This is a genomic window from Pseudomonas sp. CF161, from assembly GCF_000416215.1.
Taxonomy (GTDB): Bacteria; Pseudomonadota; Gammaproteobacteria; order Pseudomonadales; family Pseudomonadaceae; genus Aquipseudomonas.
On the sequence record NZ_ATLP01000054.1, the window covers coordinates 1 to 19,920 of the forward strand.

The window sequence follows — 19,920 nt, forward strand, 5'->3', positions numbered from 1 at the left end:
CCTGGCAGCCAGTGTGGCGGCGCTGACGCTGGCGGTCTGCGTCGGCTGGTGGCAGGGGCCGCAAGCCCTGTTGCGCATGCAGTCCGATTACCTGACCGCCAAGGGTGAGGTGCGCACGGTGCAACTGGCCGACGGCAGTCAGGTGGAGCTTGATTCCGGCAGCGCCATCAGCCTTGATTTCACCGATCAGCAACGCCAGGTGCGGCTGCTGGCAGGTTCGGCGGTGTTCGATGTGGCGCCCATGGGCCCCGGGGAAACCCGCCCTTTTGTGGTGGAAAGCGCGGGCGGCCAGACCCGCGCACTGGGCACCCGGTTTGTGGTCGGGCGTGAAAGCAGCCAGCAGGCCTGGGTCGGCGTGCTGCAGCACAGTGTCGCTGTCAGCCTGCAATCCCCGGCGCAGCAGGGGCCGGGCAAACGGATCCTGGAAGAAGGGCAAAGCGCGCGCTACAACCCGCAGACCGGGGTGGTCGCGCTGCAGGATTTCGATCTGCAGCGCGCCACCAGTTGGCGCCGTGGGGTGCTGGTGTTTGATCGCCTGCCCCTGGCCAATGTGGTCGAGCAACTCAACCGCTATCGCCCGGGGCGCGTGGTGCTGACCAGCAGCGAGCTGGCCGAGCGCCAGGTCAGTGGCGTGTTCCGCCTGGATATGCTGGACACGGCCCTGTCCACCCTGACTCGGGAACTGCAGGTGCAGCGCTTTGACCTGGCCGGCGTCAGCCTGATTTATTGAGCCCTTTGCCGGGGCTTTTTCGCTTGCGCTAAAAAAACCTGAAAAAAACTTACTGAGTTTTCGCCCCTGGCACGTCTTGCTAGTGAGATGCATTCGCATACACACAAGATGGCCAGCGTGGGGATAACAACAATGAGGGGAAGCAGTCGCAAGGAAGCCCGTACCGGTCGCCGGTTGGCCCTTGCTGTTCACCTGGGAGTAGCAGGCTGGTTGTCGGGCGTTGGCCTGTTGCACGCCGCCGAGCCGGTTGGCGCCAGCCAGCCGAGTGCCGATCAGCAGTACCTGTTGAACTTCGAAATCCCTGCGCAACCCCTGGGGGCGGCGGTCCTGGCCTTTGCCGAACAGGCCGGGCTGCAAGTGCTGTTCGACAGCCAGCGTCTGCAAGGGCTGCAAAGCTCGGCGCTCAATGGTCGCTACAGCGTGCAGGAAGGCCTGGCGCGGCTGCTGGGCAATGCGCCGGTGGAGTACCGCTTCACCGGTGAGCGCCAGGTAACCCTGAGCCGGGTCGCCGGCGGCCCTGATGGCGCCCTGGCGCTGGCCACCACGACCGTCACCGGCAACCGCGAAGGCAAGAAGGGCGACTGGGTCTATGGCGATCCGCGTTCGGTGAGCGTGATCGGTCGCGAGCAACTGGACCGCAACCCGCCGCGGCATGCGGCGGACATGCTGGAAGAAACCTCGGGCGTGTACTCGGCGGTCAACCAGCAGGACCCGGGCCTTTCCGTGAACATCCGCGGGATCCAGGACTACGGCCGGGTCAACATGTCGATCGACGGCATGCGCCAGAACTACCAGCAGAGCGGCCACCAGCAACGCAACGGCACCCTGTATGTCGATCCGGAATTGCTCTCCGAGGTGGTCATCGAAAAGGGCGCGACCTCCGGCATGGGCGGCGCGGGAGTGATTGGCGGGATCGCCAACTTTCGCACCGTCGAAGCCAGCGACCTGCTCAAGCCGGGCAAGGAAATCGGCGGCCGCATCCGCCTGACCACCGGGCTGGGCGGGCGCAGTAACGGCACGCATTTTATCGGCAGCTCCGCCTTTGCCATCGGCACCGAGGCCTGGGACATGCTGCTGGCCGCCAGCGAGCGGCACTTGGGGGATTACAACCCGGGCACCCGGGGCAGTATCGGCGAGCTGCGCACCGGCGCGGCGATGGACCCCACCGCCACCGACCGGGTGAAAAACTCCACCGTGGACTTCACCGCCTCGGTGATGCGTTCGCGCCTGCTCAAACTCGGGGTCAACCTGCCAGCGGACCAGCGCCTGCAACTGAGCTACCTGACCACCGAGGTGTCCTACGACGACGCGAACATGATGAACGTCGAGAACGGGCAACTGTGGGAAAAGCTCGGCAGCAGCAAGGTCCGCGCGCAGAACTTCGCCCTCGATTACAGCTACACCCCGGACAACCCGCTGATCGACTTCAAGGCCAAGCTCTACTACGTCGACAACCGCAACGATCAGAGCACGGTCCGCATCCGTTCGAGCCCGGGTTACTCCATCACCTATCAGACAGACACCTACGGCGCCCAGGCGCAGAACACCTCGACCTTTGCCCTGGGCGAGCTGTCCACGCTCAAGGCCAACTACGGCCTGGAGTTCTTCTACGACAAGGTCCGGCCGGACTCCAGCCAGGCGGTAGCCAGCGGCTCGGCGGTGAATGCCTCGGCGGCGGAGGCCATGACCCCCGAGGGCGACCGAGCCCTGGGCAGCCTGTTCGCGCGCCTGGACTACGACTATGACGGCTGGCTGAACATGAACGCCGGGCTGCGCTATGACCGTTACCGCCTGCGCGGCGAGACCGGGCTCAATACCCGGACCTTCGTGATTGGCGCCACCCCCCGGCAGATCACCGTGCCGGTGACCTACGACGTGGACAATCAGGAGGGCCGCCTGTCGCCGACGTTCGGCCTGTCGGTCAAGCCGGGGGTGGACTGGCTGCAACTGTTCGCCACCTACGGCAAGGGCTGGCGTCCACCGGCGGTTACCGAAACCATGATTTCCGGGCGCCCCCACGGCGGCGGGGCCGAGAGCATGTACCCCAACCCGTTCCTCAAGCCGGAGCGTTCCACGGCCTGGGAGGCGGGGGTCAATGTGCTCAAGGAAAACCTGTTTTTCAGCGAAGACCGGCTGGGGATCAAGGTTGCCTACTTCGACACCCGGGTCGACGACTTCATCTACATGAACATGGGCGTGCAGCCGCCCGGTTATGGCATGGCCGGCATCGGCAACAGCGCCTACGTCAACAACCTGGAAGAAACCCACTTCCGTGGCGTTGAGTACCAGTTGGACTACGACGCCGGCGGCGCCTACGGCCAGCTGTCCTACACCCACATGATCGGCAACAACGACTTCTGCGCCAAGACGGCGTGGCTGGGTGGGGTGACGCAGGCCGTCAGGCAAGGCTCGGGGCGCGGTGCGATCGTGGTCGGCATGACCCCCGATCACGCCGCCAACGCCGCCACCCAATGCAGCGCGATCCTCGGCTCGGCCGAACACATGCCGATGGACCGTGGCGCGCTGACCCTGGGTGCACGTTTCTTCGAGCGCAAGCTGGATATGGGTGTCCGCGCCCGTTACAGCGCCGGCTATGCGGTCGAAGGCACCGCCACCACCACCGTGTCCCAGAGCGGCGTCTACCCGGCGGACTGGAAGCCCTACACCGTCTACGACCTCTATGGCAGCTACCGCGCCACCGATGAGCTGACCCTGCGCCTGGCCATGGAAAACGTCACCGACCGCGCCTACCTGGTGCCCCTGGGCGACGTGCTGGCCTTCACCCTCGGCCGTGGCCGCACCTTGCAGGGCACCGTGGAATATCAGTTCTGACCCCTTTTGCCCAATGACGGGCAAAACCGGAGCCGGCAGGAGTCGGCTTCGGAGTGACCCACCTATGTATTGGAGTTTTGCATGAGCATTTCAATTTCTTACAGCGCTACCTACGGCGGCGTCAGCGTTGCGAACTACCTGACTGACTGGTCGGCCTACTTTGGCGACGTCAACCATCGTCCAGGCCAGGTGGTCGACGGCACCAACACCGGCGGCTTCAACCCGGGCCCGTTCGACGGCACCCAATACGCGCTGAAGAGCACCAACAGCGACGCCGCGTTCGTGGCCGACGGTGAATTGCACTACACCCTGTTCAGCGCGCCGAGCCACACCGTCTGGGGTTCGCTGGACACCCTCTCCCTGGGTGACACCCTGGCCGGCGGCACCACCGCCAACCCGTACACCCTGGTCAGCCAGGAAGTCAGCTTCACCAACCTGGGCCTCGAGAGCCTGAAAACCGAAGGCCGTGAAGGCGACGTGCACAAAGTCATCTACGGCCTGATGAGCGGCAACAGCTCGGCCCTGGCCGGCGAAATCGACGCCCTGCTCAAAGCCATCGACCCAAGCCTGTCGGTGAACTCGACCTTCGACGACCTGGCGGCTGCCGGTATCGCCCACGCCAACCCGGCGGCTGCCGACGTCGGCCTGGTGGGTGTGCAGGACGTGCCTCAGGACTGGGCCCTGGCGGCCTGAGTGGCGGTTTGAGGCAAAAAAAAGCGAATGCCGGATCGCTCCCGCATTCGCTCGCTTGAATCACCTCCGTCGCCCGAGTTTTCGAAGGCCAGGGCGGCGGCGGTGGCAAATTCTGGGGAGCGCCGGGGTGCCTGTCAATGCACCTGGCGCGCCTCTTGCCGATCCGTTCTGCGAGAACGGGTGGCGCTCCATCCCTCGACATCCAACAGGACACCTTGATGAGCAGGCCGAATTCACTTGCCGGTTCCGAGACGCTGGCGGCCCTGGCGGCCTATAAAAGCGGCTTCTTCAACATCGGCCTGTTTTCGGCGGTGATCAACCTGCTGATGCTGGCCCCGGCCCTGTACATGCTGCAGGTGTATGACCGGGTGCTGGCCTCGGGCAATCAGATGACCCTGTTGATGCTGACGCTGATGATCCTCGGCCTGTTCGGCCTGATGGGCGCGTTGGAATGGGTGCGCAGCCAGGTGGTGATCCGCCTCGGCACGCAGATGGACATGCGTTTGAATCAGCGGGTGTATGACGCCGCGTTCGAAGCCCAGCTCAAGGGCAGTCCCCAGGCCGCCGGCCAGGCCCTGAACTACCTGACCGCGCTGCGCCAGTTCGCCACCGGCAATGCGTTGTTCGCGTTCTTTGATGCGCCGTGGTTCCCGGTGTACCTGCTGGTGATCTTCCTGTTTCACCCCTGGCTCGGCCTGCTGGCCCTGGGCGGCGCGGTATTGCTGGTGCTGCTGGCCTGGGTCAACCAGCACATCTGCCAGGCGCCGTTGAGCGCGGCCAGCCAACTGTCCATCAGCACCAGCCAGCAGGCCACGGCCAACTTGCGCAATGCCGATGTGATCGAGGCCATGGGCATGCTGGGGGCCCTGCGCGGGCGCTGGTTTGCCGGGCATCAGGCGTTTCTGGCCCAGCAGAACCTGGCCAGCGAAAAGACCGCCAGCGTCAGCGCCTGGTCCAAGGGCGTGCGCCTGGCCCTGCAATCGCTGGTGCTGGGCCTCGGCGCCTGGCTGGCGGTGCAGGGTGAGATCACCCCGGGGATGATGATTGCCGGTTCAATCCTCATGGGCCGGGTGTTGAGCCCGATCGACCAGCTGATTGCGGTGTGGAAACAATGGAGTTCGGCGCGCCTGGCCTATGAGCGCCTGTCGGCGTTGCTCCAGGCCCACCCGGCGCGCCCGCAACGCATGCGCTTGCCCGCGCCGCGTGGCGAGTTGCAGGTGGAAGGCCTGAGTGCCTGCGCCCCGGGCAGTCGGCGGCCGGCCTTGAGCAACCTGGGGTTCAGCCTGGCGGCGGGCAATGTGCTGGGGGTGATCGGCCCGTCGGGTTGCGGCAAGTCGACCCTGGCCCGGCTGCTGGTCGGGGCCTGGACGCCGCTGACCGGCAAGGTCCGTCTCGACGGCGCCGACCTTGGGCAATGGGATCGCCAGCAACTGGGCCCGCATATCGGCTACCTGCCCCAGGACGTGCAACTGTTTGCCGGCAGCATTGCCGAGAACATTGCGCGTCTGGGGCCGGTGGACTCGGCCAAGGTGCTGGCGGCGGCGCAGATGGCCGGGGTGCACCCGTTGATCCTGCAATTGCCCCAAGGCTATGACACGCAGTTGGGGGAGGGGGGCGCCGGGTTGTCCGGCGGGCAGAAGCAACGCATCGGCCTGGCCCGTGCCCTGTATGACCTGCCGGCGCTGATCGTGCTCGATGAGCCCAACTCCAACCTCGATGAAGCCGGCGAACAGGCCCTGCTCCAGGCCATCACCCAGCTCAAGCAACAGCAGCGCACGCTGATCCTGATTACCCACAAGCCCAACGTCCTGACCCTCACCGACCAGTTGATGATCCTGCGCGACGGCCAGTTGCAGGCGTTCGGCCCGACGGCGCGGGTGCTGGAAGCGAGCCAGAAAGCCAAGGCCCCGCCAGCGCCCCCGGTGAGCAACCCGGTGACCGCGTTGAACATGAATTACCGACTGGGCGTAGCGACCAGCCCTGAAGGGAAAAAAGCATGAGCCAGCCCCACGCCAGCGCGGCGCCGCCGCTCCCGACCACCGAAGCCCCGAGCAATGTGCTGACCCTGGACCACAAACATCATTCGCGCCTGGGTTGGGTGCTGGTGCTCGGCGGTTTTGCCGCCTTCCTTGGCTGGGCGGCATGGGCGCCCCTGGACAAGGGCGTGGCGGTGTCCGGCAAGGTCATGGTCTCGGGCCACCGCAAGGCGGTGCAGCACCCCAGCGGCGGGATTGTCGAGCATATCGAGGTGCGCGACGGCCAGTTGGTGAGCGCCGGGCAGGTGCTGCTGCGCCTCAAGGAAACCCCGTTGCGCACCCAGATGCAGTCCTTGCGTGCGCAGTACCTCGGTTCCCTGGCCAGCGAGGCGCGGCTGAATGCCGAGCGTGAGGGCGCCACCCGCATCGACTTCAGCCCCGAACTGCTGGCCCTGGCCGCCGAGCCCGAGGTGGCCGCGACCATGGCCCTGCAACGCCAGCTGTTCAGCAGCCGGCGCGAGGCCCTGGCCATGGAGCAGCAGGGCATTGGCGAAACCATCGCCGGCACCCAGGCGCAACTCTCGGGCACCCGCGATTCCCAGGCCAGCAAACAGCAGCAGCGCAAGGCCTTGAGCGAGCAATTGCAGGGCCTGCGCGAGCTGGCGCGGGACGGCTATATCCCGCGTAACCGGTTGCTCGACAGTGAGCGGCTGTACGCGCAGATCGACGGTTCGATCGCTGAAGACTTCGGGCGCATCGGCCAATTGCAGCGCCAGATCCTCGAACTGCGCCTGCGTATTCGGCAACTGTCCGAGGAGTTCCAGAAGGAAGTGCGCAGCCAACTGGCCGACACCCGCCCGCGCAGCGAAGACCTGCGCAACCGCCTGGCTTCGGCCGAGTTCGAACTGGCCAACAGCCAGGTCCGGGCCCCGGCCGCCGGGGTGGTCGTGGGGTTGCAGGTGTTCACTGAGGGTGGGGTGATCAAGCCCGGCGAAGCGCTGATGGAAATCGTGCCCCAGGGCCAGCCCTTGCTGGTGGAGGCGCGGGTGCCGGTGCAGATGGTCGACAAGGTGCACCCCGGGCTGCCGGTGGAACTGATGTTCTCGGCCTTCAGCCAAAGCACCACGCCCCGGGTGGCGGGGGAGGTGACCCTGGTGTCTGCCGATCGCCAGGTCGACGAGCGCACCGACGAGCCTTATTACACCTTGCGCGCCCAGGTCAGCGCCGAGGGCATGCAGCAGCTGCAAGGTTTGCAGATTCGTCCGGGAATGCCGGTGGAGGCGTTTGTCCGTACCGGTGAGCGTTCGATGCTCAATTACCTGTTCAAGCCCCTGCTGGACCGCACCCACATGGCCCTGGTGGAAGAATGAAACTGCGTCCCCTGCAACTGGCCCTGCTCGGGCTGGCCTTTTTGTGTGCGCCGCCGGCCCAGGCCCTGGGGTTGCTCCAGGCCTACGACCTGGCGGTGCTCAACGACCCGACCTTCCATGCGGCACTCAAGGAACGCGACGCCGGTGAAGAAAACCGCGTTATCGGCCGCTCCGCGCTGCTGCCCAATCTGTCCTGGAGCTACAACAACTCGCGCAATGAATCCGAGGTGACCCAGACCCTGCCCCAGGGCGATGTCACCACCGACCGCGATTACCGCAGCTACGCCGCGACTCTGACTCTGCAACAACCCCTGCTCGATTACGAAGCCTATGCGCGCTATCGCCAGGGGGCCGCCCAGGCGCTGTTTGCCGATGAGCGCTTTCGCAGCAAGAGCCAGGAATTGGCCGTGCGCTTGCTGGGGGCCTACAGCCAGGCCTTGCTGGCCCAGGAACGGATTGAGTTGAGCCAGGCGCAGCGGCGCACCTACGCCGAGCGCTTGCAACTCAACCAGCGCCTGCTGCAAGGCGGCGAGGGCACCCGCACCGATGTCCTGGAAACCCAGGCCCGACTCTCCCTGGCCCTGGCCGACGAGATCGAATCCCGGGACCTGCAGGACACCGCCCTGCGGGAGTTGGAAGCGATCGTCGGCCAGCCGTTGCAGATCGATGAGCTGGACCCGCTAGTCCGGCGCTTTGAGATCCAGCCGCTGCAACCCAACCGCTTCGACACCTGGCGCGACCTGGCCCTGGCCAATAACCCGGAACTGGCCTCCCAGCATCATGCCCTGCGTGCCGCGGAATATGAGGTGGAGCGCAAGCGCGCGGGGCACTTGCCCAAGGTCAGCCTGTACGCCAGCAGCCGCCAGACCCGCTCCGATTCGGAAAGCAGTTACAACCAGAAGTACGACACCAACACCGTCGGCATCCAGGTCAGCGTGCCGTTGTTTGCCGGTGGTTCGGTCTCGGCATCGACCCGCCAGGCCGCCAGCCAGCTGTCCCAGGCCCAGTACGAGCTGGACGCGCAAACCGCCAGCACCCTGATCGAGCTGCGCAAGCAGTTCAACCTCAACAGCAGTGGTGCGGCCAAGGTCCGGGCCTATGAAATGGCCGTCAGCTCGGCCGAAGCCCTGGTGCTGGCCACGCAGAAAAGCGTGCATGGCGGGGAGCGGGTCAACCTCGATGTGCTGGACGCCGAACAACAACTGTTCAGCGCCCGCCGCGACCTGGCCGACGCCCGCCACGCCTACCTGCTGGCACGGATCCAGCTCAAGTACTACGCCGGGCTGCTCAACGAACAGGATTTGCAGCAGCTGGCGGGGTATTTCCAACCGCTGACCTAACCCCGGTAGCGGCTGCTGTCAGGCTCGGGCCGCGTTCGGACGCTGGCCCTCCCAAACGCCGCTGGTCTTTCAGGAACATCACGGCGTTTGTAAGGGCCAGCGCAGCCTCGTGCTTCGGCAGCGGCTACAGAGTGCGCGCCCGTTTATGGCGACAGGGTTTACCGCCGGGTCAGCAACACCCCGGATTCCATATGGTGGGTCCACGGGAACTGATCGAACAGGGCGCAGCGGGTGATGCGGTGGGTGTCGTGCAGCTGGGCGATGTTGTCCGCCAGGGTTTGCGGGTTGCACGAGATGTACAGGATGTTGTCGAAACGCCGGGTCAGCTCGCAGGTGTCCGGGTCCATGCCCGCGCGTGGCGGGTCGACGAACACGCTGCCGAATTCGTAGCTTTTCAGGTCCACGCCCTGCAAGCGCCGGAACGGCCGCACTTCGTTCAGGGCTTCGGTCAGCTCTTCGGCAGACAGACGCACCAGGGTGACGTTATCCACCGCGTTTTCGCTGAGGTTGCTCAACGCCGCATTCACCGAGGTCTTGCTGATCTCCGTGGCCAGCACTTTGCGCACCCGGGTGGCCAGGGGCAGGGTGAAGTTGCCGTTGCCGCAGTACAGCTCCAGCAGGTCGTCCGGGCGCTCGCCCAGGGCGTCGTAGGCCCAGTTGAGCATCTTCTGGTTCACGGTGCCGTTGGGCTGGGTGAAGGCGCCTTCGGGTTGGCGATAGCTGAAAGTACGGCCGCCGACCTCGAGTTGCTCCACCACGTAATCGCGGCCGATCACCTCACGCTTGCCCTTGGAACGGCCGATCACGCTGACCTGCAGCTCGGCCGCGAGCTTGCTCGCCGCGGCGTGCCAGTGCTCGTCCAGCGGGCGGTGATAACACAGGGTGATCATCGCGTCGCCGGCCAGGGTGGTGAGGAACTCCACCTGGAACAGCTTGTGGCTCAGGGCGGCGCTGGCCTTCCAGGCCGCCTTGAGCTGCGGCATCAACTGATTGATGCGCAGGCTGGCGATGGGGAACTCTTCGATCAGGATCGGCGTGCGTTTGTCTTCCTGGGAAAACATCGCGTAGTGCCGCTCACCGGCTTCGCGCCACAGGCGGAACTCGGCGCGCAGGCGGAAGTGCTGCAGCGGCGAGTCGAAAACCTGCGGCTCGGGCGCATCGAAGGGGGCCAGCAGGTCACGCAGGCGCGTGACCTTGTCTTGCAGCTGTACGGCGTAGGAGGCAGCGTCAAAAGTCATGCGGGGTAGCCCAGCTTGATCACAAACAGAATCGACAGGATCACCAGGGCCGGGTTCAGCTCACGGGCGCGGCCCGACAGCAGCTTGATCACGGTCCAGGAAATAAAGCCGAAGGCGATGCCGTTGGCGATGGAGTAGGTGAACGGCATCGCCAGGGCGGTGACCACCACTGGCGCGGCGACGGTGATGTCTTCCCAGTCGATTTCGGCCAGGCCCGAGGTCATCAGCACCGCCACGAACAGCAGCGCCGGAGCGGTGGCGAAGGGTGGCACGCTGGCGGCCAGTGGCGAGAAGAACAGGGCCAGCAGGAACAGGATCGCCACCACGATGGCGGTCAAGCCGGTACGGCCGCCGGCACTGACGCCCGCAGCGGATTCGATGTAGCTGGTGGTGGTCGAGGTGCCCAGCAGCGAGCCGGCCATGGCCGCCGTGCTGTCGGCGATCAGCGCACGGCCCATTTTCGGCATGTGGCCGTCCTTGCCCATCAGCCCGGCGCGCTTGGCGACGCCGATCAGGGTCCCGGAGTTGTCGAACAGGTCGACGAACAGGAAGGCGAAAATCACGCTGATCAGGCCAATGTCCAGTGCGCCCTTGATGTCCAGTTGCAGGAAGGTCGGGGCCAGGGACGGCGGCATGGACGTCACGCCACCGAACGCGGTGACGCCCAGCAGAATCGAAACGATGGTCACCACCAGGATGCCGATCAGCACCGCGCCGCGCACCTTCAGGGCCTCCAGGGCCACGATCAGGGCGAAGCCCAGGGACGCGAGGATCGGTGCCGGTTTTTTCAGGTCGCCCAGGCCCACCAGGGTCGACGAGTTGCCGACCACGATCTCGGCGTTATGCAGGGCGATCAACGCCAGGAACAGGCCGATACCGGCCGCAATCGCCGAACGCAGCGGCAGCGGGATGCTGTTGATGATCCATTCGCGGATGCGAAAGATCGACAGGATGAAGAACAGCACCGCCGAGATGAACACCGCCCCTAGCGCCACTTGCCAGGTGTGGCCCATGTGCAGGACCACGGTGTAGGTAAAGAAGGCGTTCAGGCCCATGCCCGGTGCCAGGGCGATCGGGTAGTTGGCGATCAGGCCCATGATGGTGGAGCCGATGGCGGCCGCCAGGCAGGTGGCAACGAAGATCGCGCCCTTGTCCATGCCGGTCTCGCCGAGAATGCTCGGGTTGACGAACAGGATGTAGGCCATGGCCAGGAAGGTGGTGATGCCCGCCAGGATCTCGGTGCGTACGTTGGTGTTGTGTGCCTTGAGTTGAAACAGCCTTTCCAGCATGTCTGCTCCCCGTGGCGCGCCGGGCGCCGTGAATGTATCGACCTAAACAGCAAAGCACAGACCGCCGGAGGCGCCTGAGGAATTTCAGTGGGTCGGAAAAAGCCGCGCATCATACCAGCAGCCTGGGCTAATGGCTGCGATCGTCGGCGATGTTTTGCCTGCCGGGCGAGTGGGGCATACTGCGCCGACGTTTCGGGGGGGATTTATGCACAGCACGATAAAAGCGATGGCCCTGGGCCTGGTGGCAGCGGCCTTTGGCCTGGGGGCCGCAACGGCCGTGGCCCGTTCCGCGCCGCCGTTGAGCCAGTTGGAGATCCTCAAGGTCGAGTCGCCGGCCTGTGGTTTCGAGGATGTGTCCGATGGTCGCAGCCAGACCCAGTGCGATCACAGCGGCCCCAACATCAAGGTCTACGTTCTGGAAATCGGCTACGGCCGCCAACCCCATGTGACCCTCGACGGCTTTGAAGTGAACGGCACCCGCTCGGCGGTCTGCGAAAACGGCTCGAGCCTGGTGCCCTGCGGCAATTCCGGGATCACCGTCGGCTATATCTACATCTTCGACCTGGCCGGCAAGCAGGAAGGCACCTTCAGCTTCAGCAACTCGTCGCTCAACGCCCCCGGCAACACCATGAGCACGCAGATCTACATCAAGTAGGCATCAAGGCCGACTACGCTCTAAAGACCTATCTGTGGACGTGCGCCATGACCTTTAGAGCCCTGATCACCGTCGCCGAAGGCATCGACGACCTGCAAAGCGTGACCCTGATCGATGTCCTGCGCCGCGCCGAGGTCGAGGTGCTGGTGGCCAGCATCGAGTCGCGGCGCATGCTGACCTGCGCCCGCGGCACCCGCCTGACGGCCGATGGCATGCTGGTGGATGTGCTGGCACAAGACTTCGACCTGATCGTGCTGCCGGGTGGCGCGGTCGGCGCGCAGCACCTCGGCGCCCATCAACCCTTGTTGCAACGGGTCAAGGACCAGGCGGCCGCCGGGCGCCTGTTTGCCGCTATCGCCGAAGCTCCGGCCCTGGCTCTGCAAGCCTTTGGCGTGCTGCGCCAGCGGCGCATGACCTGCCTGCCCAGCGTCAGCCATCACCTCTCGGGCTGTCACTTTATCGACCAGCCGGTGGTGGTCGACGGCAACTGCATCACCGCCCAGGGCTCGGGTGCGGCCCTGCTGTTTGCGCTGACCCTGGTGGAGCAGATGTGCGGCAAGGGGCGGCGCTCGGCGGTGGCGGCGCAGATGCTGGTTTAGGCAAGGGCCTAAACCAGCCCGACGTTTTTTAACGCCAATGCCTCGTCAGAGGTTCTGCACGACGCGGCTGAGCCGCGCCTGTCGGGCGTGGCTCAGCCCTTAACCTCATCCCGCGGCACGTGCATCCGGTCGCGGTTGGCCAGGGTCGGGAACAGTTTGATCCAGACCCCGGTCACGATCAGCGTGCCGACCCCGCCCATGACCACCGCCGGCACGGTGCCGAACCAGTGGGCGGTGACCCCGGATTCGAACTCGCCGAGCTGGTTCGAGGCGCCGATAAACAGGCCGTTGACCGCGCTGACCCGGCCGCGCATTTCGTCCGGGGTTTCCAGCTGCACGAAGGAGGCGCGGATCACCATGCTGATCATGTCCGCCGCGCCCAGCACCACCAGCACCGCCAGGGAAAACCAGAACGAGGTCGAGAGACCGAAGGCGATGGTGGCCACGCCGAACACGCCGACGGCGGTGAACATCACCCGGCCGACCTTGCGGTCGACGCTGAACCGCGCCAGCCACAGCGACATGCCCAGGGCGCCGACCGCCGGTGCCGAGCGCAACAGGCCCAGGCCCCAGGGGCCGGTGAGCAGAATGTCTTTGGCGAACACCGGCAGCAGCGCGGTGGCGCCACCCAGCAGCACGGCGAACAGGTCCAGGGAAATGGCGCCGAGGATGTCCGGCCGGCTGCGGATAAAGCGAATCCCGGCCAGCAGCGAATCCAGGGTGGCCTTGCCTTTGTTGAGCGGGGTCTGGCGTGCCGGCAGGTTGAGCATCAGCAGGCAGGCGATGACGTACAGGATCACCGTCGGGCCATACACCCAGACGCTGCCAAACGCATAGAGCAGGCCGCCCAGGGCCGGGGCGACGATGGTTGCCGATTGCTGCGCCGACTGTGCGGCCGCCACGGCGCGGGGGAACAGCGCGCTGGGCACGATGCTCGGCAGCAGGGCCTGGGTGGTCGGCATTTCGAATGAGCGGGCGGCGCCGAGGAGGAAGGCGAGGATAAAGATCATCTCCCGGGTGACGCTGTCGGTGGCGCTGCCAATGGCCAGCGACAGGGCGATCAACGCCTGCAACGACTGGCAGATCGCCGCGACCCGGCGTCGGTCATAGCGGTCGGCCACATGCCCGGTGTGCAGCATGAACAGTACCCGCGGCGCGAATTCCACCAACCCCACCAGGCCCAGGTCCAGCACGTTGCCGGTCAGTTGGTAGAGGTTCCAGCCAATGGCCACGGTGAGCATCTGAAAGCCGCTGGCGGTGAAGATTCGGGCCAGCCAAAACGCGATGAAAGGGCGGTGATGACGGAGCAGAAGCGGGTCTGGACTGGGCATCTGAGGGCATATCTGAGCGGGGGGTAGGGCGAGATTATCACCAACATGTAACCAATAGTTGCCACGCGCCGAAAAATCGTTAGCCCCGCATCTATTTCGTCGCTGCAGGCTGGTGAGTCAAGCTGTCACGCGACAAAAGACCACACAAACCAATGGCGGATTTAGGACTACTCTTTCAACGTTGATTGATCCAGATCAAAACCTTTTCCAAGGGTCGACCTGGCGGCCAGATGGCCAGAAATCCCTACGTTGCGATGGTTTAAAAAGAACGAATCCAAATTCGCCACACTCCATATCCGTGGGGGCAGTGGGTGCAGGCCGCAAGCCTTCAGCCGGTATTACCTGACAGAGGAAAGCTTATGTTCGGTTTGGAGGCACTTGATCTCGCCCGAATCCAATTCGCGTTCACCATCTCGTTCCACATTCTGTTCCCGGCCATCACCATCGGCCTGGCGAGTTACCTGGCGGTACTCGAAGGCTTGTGGCTCAAGACCCGCGACGACACCTACCGCGACCTGTACCACTTCTGGTCCAAGATCTTTGCCGTCAACTTCGGCATGGGCGTGGTCTCGGGCCTGGTCATGGCCTATCAGTTCGGCACCAACTGGAGCCGCTTCTCGGACTTTGCCGGCGCGGTCACCGGCCCGTTGCTGACCTATGAAGTGCTCACGGCGTTCTTCCTTGAAGCCGGTTTCCTCGGGGTCATGCTGTTCGGCTGGAACAAGGTCGGGCGCAACCTGCACTTTTTCTCCACGGTGATGGTGGCCATCGGCACCCTGATCTCGACCTTCTGGATCCTCTCGTCCAACAGCTGGATGCAGACCCCCCAGGGCTTTGAAATCATCGACGGGCGGGTGATTCCGGTGGACTGGTTCGCCGTGGTCTTCAACCCCTCGTTCCCCTACCGCCTGGCACACATGGCCACGGCCGCGTTTGTCGCCACGGCGTTCTTCGTTGGCTCCTCGGCCGCCTGGCACTTGCTGCGCGGGCGGGATAACCCGGCGATCCGGCGCATGCTGTCGATGGCGATGTGGATGGCCCTGATCGTGGCGCCAGTGCAGGCGGTGATCGGCGACTTCCATGGCCTCAACACCCTCAAGCACCAGCCGGCGAAAATTGCCGCCATCGAAGGCCACTGGGAAAACATCGGCAACGAGCCGACCCCGCTGATCCTCTTCGGCTGGCCGGACATGAAGGCTGAAAAAACCAAGTACGCCGTGGAAATCCCTTACCTGGGCAGCCTGATTCTCACCCACTCGCTGGACAAGCAAGTGCCGGCGCTCAAGGACTTCCCACCTGAGGACCGGCCGAATTCGACCATCGTCTTCTGGTCGTTTCGGATTATGGTCGGCCTCGGCTTCCTGATGATCTTCACCGGCTTGTGGAGCCTGTGGCTGCGTCGCCGCGAGCGGATCTACCACAACCGGCTGTTCCTGCACCTGGCGCTGTGGATGGGGCCATCGGGTCTGATCGCGATTCTCGCCGGCTGGTTCACCACCGAAATCGGCCGTCAGCCGTGGGTGGTCTACGGGCTGATGCGCACGGCAGATGCATCGTCCAACCACAGCTTTATGCAGATGAGCATCACCTTGGTGTTGTTTGTCGTGGTCTATTTCGCGCTGTTTGGTGCCGGCCTGGGCTACATGATGCGCCTGGTGCGCAAAGGCCCTGTAACCAATGAGGGCGCCGAAGTCAGCCACGGGGGACCTGGGCAGCAACGCACGCCGGCCCGTCCGCTTTCCGCTGCCGACGATGACGCCGAAGCTGACCACAGCGACCGCCTGAACAAGGGGAATTGACTCATGGGTATCGATCTTCCGCTGATCTGGGCCGTGATCATCATCTTCGGCATCATGATGTACGTGGTCATGGACGGCTTCGACCTGGGGATCGGGATTCTCTTCCCGTTCATCCCGGGCAAGAGCGACCGTGACGTAATGATGAACACCGTCGCCCCGGTCTGGGACGGCAATGAAACCTGGCTGGTGCTGGGGGGCGCGGCGCTGTTCGGCGCTTTCCCGCTGGCTTACTCGGTGGTGCTTTCGGCGTTGTATCTGCCGCTGATCCTGATGCTGATCGGCCTGATCTTTCGCGGCGTGGCGTTCGAGTTCCGCTTCAAGGCCAAGGATGACAAGCGCCATCTATGGGACAAGGCGTTTATCGGCGGGTCGATCACCGCCACCTTCTTCCAGGGCGTGGCGCTGGGGGCCTTTATCGATGGCTTGCCGGTGGTCAACCGCCAGTTCGCCGGCGGTTCGCTGGACTGGCTGACCCCCTTCACCCTGTTCTGCGGCGCGGCGCTGGTGGTGGCCTATGCCCTGCTGGGCTGCACCTGGCTGATCATGAAGACCGAAGGCAAGCTACAGGAGCAAATGCACAACCTGGCGCGGCCCCTGGCCTTTGTGGTGCTGGCGGTGATCGGCATCGTCAGTATCTGGACCCCGCTGGCGCACCCGGAAATCGCCACGCGCTGGTTCACCTTGCCGAACCTGTTCTGGTTCCTGCCGGTGCCGATCCTGGTGCTGGTGACCATGTATGGCCTGGTTCGCGCCGTGGCGCGCAACGCCCACTACACGCCATTTTTGCTGACCCTGGTGCTGATCTTCCTCGGCTACAGCGGCTTGGGCATCAGCCTGTGGCCGAACATCGTGCCGCCGTCGATCTCGATCTGGGACGCCGCCGCGCCGCCGCAAAGCCAGGGCTTCATGCTGGTGGGCACGCTGTTCATCATCCCGTTCATCCTCGGGTACACCTTCTGGAGCTACTACGTGTTCCGCGGCAAGGTCACCCACGAAGACGGTTACCACTAGGGCGCCGCCGGGCGCGCGGTGTGCCGGGCACACCGCAGCCTGCGGGTTATCAGGAGTTCAAGCGATGAGCAACAAACACTCTTTGCAGGAAATCGAAGCCGCCGAGAAGAAGCCCCTGTGGCAACGCCTTGGCTGGCTGGCCGGTATCTGGGTCGGCAGCGTGCTGGCCCTGTTTATCGTCGCCAGCCTGATGCGCATGTTCATGAATGCCGCAGGTCTGACGACCCACTGATCATCCCATCCCGTTGCCTTGCGGCACGGTTTTACAGCCCTCTCATGGAGGGCTTTTTTTGGTCTGCAACCTGGCCGTGCGGGATTATTTGCGGGCCTTGAGGATCACGAACTTCGGCGTCGCCGCCACCTGCTCGACGCCCCGGAACAGGCGCGCCAGCTTGCTGTGATAACCCAGGTGGCGGTTGCCGACGATGTACAGCGCACCGCCCACCACCAGCGCCTCGCGGGCTTGCTGGAACATGCGCCAGGCCAGAAAGTCGCCGACCACCTGCTGCTGGTGGAACGGCGGGTTGCACAGCACCACGTCCAGCGACTGCGGTTCCTGCCCGGCCAGGCCGTCGTCGGCGCGCAGGGTCACTGCGCGTTCACCGAGGGCCGCGTGCCAGTTTTCCCGGGCCGATTGCACGGCCATGAAGGATTCATCCACCAGGGTGTAGTGGGCGTCCGGGTTGCGCAGGGCGCTGGCGATGGCCAGTACGCCGTTGCCGCAGCCCAGGTCGGCGACCCGGGCCTGGCCCAGGTTGTGGGGCAGGTGCGGGAGGAAGGCGCGGGTGCCGATGTCCAGCCCTTCGCGGCAGAACACGTTGGCGTGGTTGAGCAGCTCGATGGCCGGCTCATCCAGTTGATAGCGGCTGGGGTAGGGCGACACGGCCGGGGGCCTGGCTTCAGGCGTGGCCATCAGCAAGCGGGCTTTTTTCACCGCCAGGGACGCCTGCACCGGGCCGATATAGCGTTCCAGCAAGTCCCCAGCGGCGCGCGGCAAGTGTTTGACCATGGCTGCGGCCACCACCTGGGCGCCAGGAGCCAGTTGGCCTTGCAGGCGAATCAACTGTTCTTCCAGCAGGGCCAGGGTCTTGGGCACGCGAATCAGCACCCGGTCGAACGGGCCGTGCAACGGCTCGCTGGCCGGCACCACCGACACCGCGTCAAAGGCGCGGCCGTTACGCACCAGGTTCTTTTCCAGGGCCAGGGCGCCAAGAAACGAGTCGCCACTGCTGGTCAGCTGCACCTGGCCCGCCAGGCTCGCGGCCAGGGCGCCGAAGCTGTCGTTGAGGATCAGCACCCGGGTCTGCGCATCCGGCTGCTGTTCGGCCAGGTGGTTGAGCACGTACTCGTCCGCCGCGTCGAAGGCCTGCAACGGCTCGTTCGGTTGTTCGGGCTGGCGGATCAGGTCGAGCTGGGCGAAGGGGCTTTCGAGCAGGGGCATGGGGCGGACTCTGGATAATCGACGAGTGTCCTGCCGATGGACGGGGCGTCTGCGGGCAGGAACGTTCGGGCAGGTGGCACGCAGGCCGCGTGGCGTCTGCTCGAAGAGGGGGCAAATGGTACGTTTTTTTGCCGCTGATTGCCCGCGATCTATGCCATTACAAACCACCGGTGTTTCTGTCCCGTGCTTTGCGGGACACTAGCGGCATTCGCCCAATGGAGCCTGCCATGACTGCCAGTGCAGAAAAGTACACGCGCCAGACCTTGCTTGAGGTCCATCCCCTGACCCCGAGCCTGTTTACCCTGCGCACCACCCGCGATGTCGGTTTTCGCTTTCGCGCCGGTCAGTTTGCCCGCCTGGGCGTGACCCGCGCCGATGGCAGCACGGTGTGGCGGGCGTACTCCATGGTGTCGTCGCCGTTTGATGAATTTCTCGAGTTTTTCTCCATCGTGGTCCCCGGCGGCGAGTTCACCAGTGAGCTGAGTCGGCTCGAAGTGGGCGACAGCCTGCTGGTGGAACGCCAGGCCTTTGGCTACCTGACCCTGGACCGCTTCGTCGATGGCCGCGACCTGTGGCTGCTGGCCACCGGCACCGGGATCGCGCCGTTCCTGTCGATCCTCCAGGACTTTGAAGTCTGGGAAAAATTCGAACGCATCATCCTGGTCTACAGCGTGCGTGAAGCCAGGGAACTGGCCTACCAGCCGTTGATCCGCGAGCTGGTGCAGCGCGACTACCTGGCGGAAGTCGCCCACAAGTTGCAGTTCATCAGCACCGTGACCCGCGAACAGCACCCGGGCAGCCTCAACGGGCGCATTACCCACCTGATCGAAAACGGCGAACTGGAGCGCGCCGCCGGCGTGCCACTGACCCCGGAGCATTCGCGGGTGATGCTGTGCGGCAACCCGCAGATGGTCGATGACACCCGGGCCCTGCTCAAGCAACGCGATATGCAACTGAGCCTGAGCCGACGCCCGGGGCAGGTGGCGGTAGAAACCTACTGGTAAAAAAAACGGCGCCTTAAGGGCGCCGTTTTCCTAGGGGGTGTTGCGACTTCAGGGTTTGTTGTTCTGCGCTTTGAGCAAATCGCGGATCTCGCCCAGCAGTTCTTCTTCCTTGGTCGGTACCGGTGGCAGGGTCGGGGCCACGGCTTCTTCGCGCTTCAGGCGGTTGATGGCTTTCACGCCCATGAAGATGGCAAAGGCGACGATGACGAAGTCGATCATGCTCTGGATGAATTTACCGTAGGCCAGCACCACGGCCGGCGCATCGCCCGCGGCGGCCTTGAGGGTAATGGCCAGGTCACTGAAGTCCACGCCGCCGATCAGCAGGCCGATAGGTGGCATTACCACATCACCGACAAAGGACGAGACGATCTTGCCGAACGCCGCACCGATGATGATACCGACGGCCATATCGACCACATTACCTTTGACCGCGAAGGCCTTGAACTCACTTAGCACGCCCATAGGTTATTCCTTGTTACAGATGAGGTTGGTGAACGCAGTGTAAATCAGCCATTGCGCTCCTGCTTGATACAACTGCTTACAGTGTTCGCTGTTATCGACCGACTTGGCGGCAAATAGTTTACAAAGTGCCAGCCATCGCGCGCGTAATAC

General features: G+C 64.6%; 17 protein-coding genes. 12 read left to right on the forward strand and 5 right to left on the reverse strand.

Features of this window, described 5'->3' with window-relative positions:
• The 6 genes from CF161_RS09675 to CF161_RS09700 form a co-directional block, all read left to right on the forward strand.
• The coding region (locus CF161_RS09675) for a FecR family protein (protein ID WP_043229049.1) at positions 1-730 on the forward strand (730 nt) is incomplete at its 5' end.
• A gap of 132 nt (positions 731-862) precedes the next feature.
• Positions 863-3,562 carry a TonB-dependent receptor gene (locus CF161_RS09680; protein WP_043229052.1) on the forward strand — a complete coding sequence of 900 codons (2,700 nt, stop codon included), beginning with the start codon at positions 863-865 and terminating at the stop codon, positions 3,560-3,562.
• Between the two features lie 81 nt (positions 3,563-3,643).
• Positions 3,644-4,255 (forward strand): heme acquisition protein HasA, encoded by a 612-nt coding sequence (locus tag CF161_RS09685; RefSeq protein WP_020296402.1) that lies wholly within the window; start codon positions 3,644-3,646, stop codon positions 4,253-4,255.
• Between the two features lie 218 nt (positions 4,256-4,473).
• Positions 4,474-6,255: a type I secretion system permease/ATPase gene (locus CF161_RS09690; protein WP_020296403.1), complete on the forward strand. Its 1,782-nt coding sequence runs from the start codon at positions 4,474-4,476 to the stop codon at positions 6,253-6,255.
• Positions 6,252-7,601 (forward strand): HlyD family type I secretion periplasmic adaptor subunit, encoded by a 1,350-nt coding sequence (locus tag CF161_RS09695; RefSeq protein WP_020296404.1) that lies wholly within the window; start codon positions 6,252-6,254, stop codon positions 7,599-7,601. Before CF161_RS09690 ends, CF161_RS09695 begins: the two co-directional genes overlap by 4 nt.
• Positions 7,598-8,941 carry a TolC family outer membrane protein gene (locus CF161_RS09700; RefSeq protein ID WP_020296405.1) on the forward strand — a complete coding sequence of 448 codons (1,344 nt, stop codon included), beginning with the start codon at positions 7,598-7,600 and terminating at the stop codon, positions 8,939-8,941. The genes CF161_RS09695 and CF161_RS09700 overlap by 4 nt, the downstream gene beginning before the upstream one ends.
• Positions 8,942-9,099: 158 nt before the next feature.
• Here the strand turns inward: CF161_RS09700 and trmA are convergent, their stop codons facing one another.
• Positions 9,100-10,179 (reverse strand): tRNA (uridine(54)-C5)-methyltransferase TrmA, encoded by a 1,080-nt coding sequence (trmA, locus tag CF161_RS09705; RefSeq protein ID WP_020296406.1) that lies wholly within the window; start codon positions 10,177-10,179, stop codon positions 9,100-9,102.
• Positions 10,176-11,468, reverse strand: a complete 1,293-nt coding sequence (locus CF161_RS09710) for an NCS2 family permease (RefSeq protein WP_020296407.1) — start codon at positions 11,466-11,468, stop codon at positions 10,176-10,178. The genes trmA and CF161_RS09710 overlap by 4 nt, the downstream gene beginning before the upstream one ends.
• Before the next feature lie 205 nt (positions 11,469-11,673).
• Between CF161_RS09710 and CF161_RS09715 the strand changes: the two genes are divergently transcribed.
• On the forward strand, positions 11,674-12,123 hold the full coding sequence (locus CF161_RS09715; RefSeq protein ID WP_043229054.1) for a DUF4879 domain-containing protein: 450 nt from the start codon (positions 11,674-11,676) through the stop codon (positions 12,121-12,123).
• Positions 12,124-12,170: 47 nt separating this feature from the next.
• Complete coding sequence (locus CF161_RS09720; protein ID WP_020296409.1) at positions 12,171-12,722, forward strand: DJ-1 family glyoxalase III; 552 nt, start codon at positions 12,171-12,173, stop codon at positions 12,720-12,722.
• Between the two features lie 92 nt (positions 12,723-12,814).
• Here the strand turns inward: CF161_RS09720 and CF161_RS09725 are convergent, their stop codons facing one another.
• The gene (locus tag CF161_RS09725; protein ID WP_020296410.1) at positions 12,815-14,053 is read right to left on the reverse strand and encodes an MFS transporter; all 1,239 of its coding nucleotides are present in this window, start codon (positions 14,051-14,053) and stop codon (positions 12,815-12,817) included.
• Positions 14,054-14,412: 359 nt separating this feature from the next.
• Here CF161_RS09725 and CF161_RS09730 point away from each other — a divergent pair, with 359 nt between their 5' ends.
• The 3 genes from CF161_RS09730 to CF161_RS32145 all read left to right on the forward strand — a co-directional run bounded on the left by CF161_RS09730 (position 14,413) and on the right by CF161_RS32145 (position 17,095).
• Positions 14,413-15,852 (forward strand): cytochrome ubiquinol oxidase subunit I, encoded by a 1,440-nt coding sequence (locus CF161_RS09730; RefSeq protein ID WP_020296411.1) that lies wholly within the window; start codon positions 14,413-14,415, stop codon positions 15,850-15,852.
• Positions 15,853-15,855: 3 nt separating this feature from the next.
• The gene (gene cydB, locus CF161_RS09735; RefSeq protein ID WP_020296412.1) at positions 15,856-16,863 is read left to right on the forward strand and encodes a cytochrome d ubiquinol oxidase subunit II; all 1,008 of its coding nucleotides are present in this window, start codon (positions 15,856-15,858) and stop codon (positions 16,861-16,863) included.
• 64 nt (positions 16,864-16,927) lie between these two features.
• Positions 16,928-17,095 (forward strand): DUF2474 domain-containing protein, encoded by a 168-nt coding sequence (locus CF161_RS32145; RefSeq protein WP_020296413.1) that lies wholly within the window; start codon positions 16,928-16,930, stop codon positions 17,093-17,095.
• A gap of 84 nt (positions 17,096-17,179) precedes the next feature.
• Here CF161_RS32145 and CF161_RS09740 read toward each other — a convergent pair whose 3' ends face one another.
• Positions 17,180-18,304 carry a class I SAM-dependent methyltransferase gene (locus CF161_RS09740; RefSeq protein WP_020296414.1) on the reverse strand — a complete coding sequence of 375 codons (1,125 nt, stop codon included), beginning with the start codon at positions 18,302-18,304 and terminating at the stop codon, positions 17,180-17,182.
• A gap of 227 nt (positions 18,305-18,531) precedes the next feature.
• On the opposite strand from CF161_RS09740, the gene CF161_RS09745 reads away from it, so the two are divergent.
• On the forward strand, positions 18,532-19,308 hold the full coding sequence (locus CF161_RS09745; RefSeq protein ID WP_020296415.1) for a ferredoxin--NADP reductase: 777 nt from the start codon (positions 18,532-18,534) through the stop codon (positions 19,306-19,308).
• Between the two features lie 48 nt (positions 19,309-19,356).
• On the opposite strand, the gene mscL is transcribed toward CF161_RS09745, so the two are convergent.
• Positions 19,357-19,770: a large-conductance mechanosensitive channel protein MscL gene (mscL, locus tag CF161_RS09750; protein ID WP_020296416.1), complete on the reverse strand. Its 414-nt coding sequence runs from the start codon at positions 19,768-19,770 to the stop codon at positions 19,357-19,359.
• Positions 19,771-19,920 lie beyond the last annotated feature (150 nt).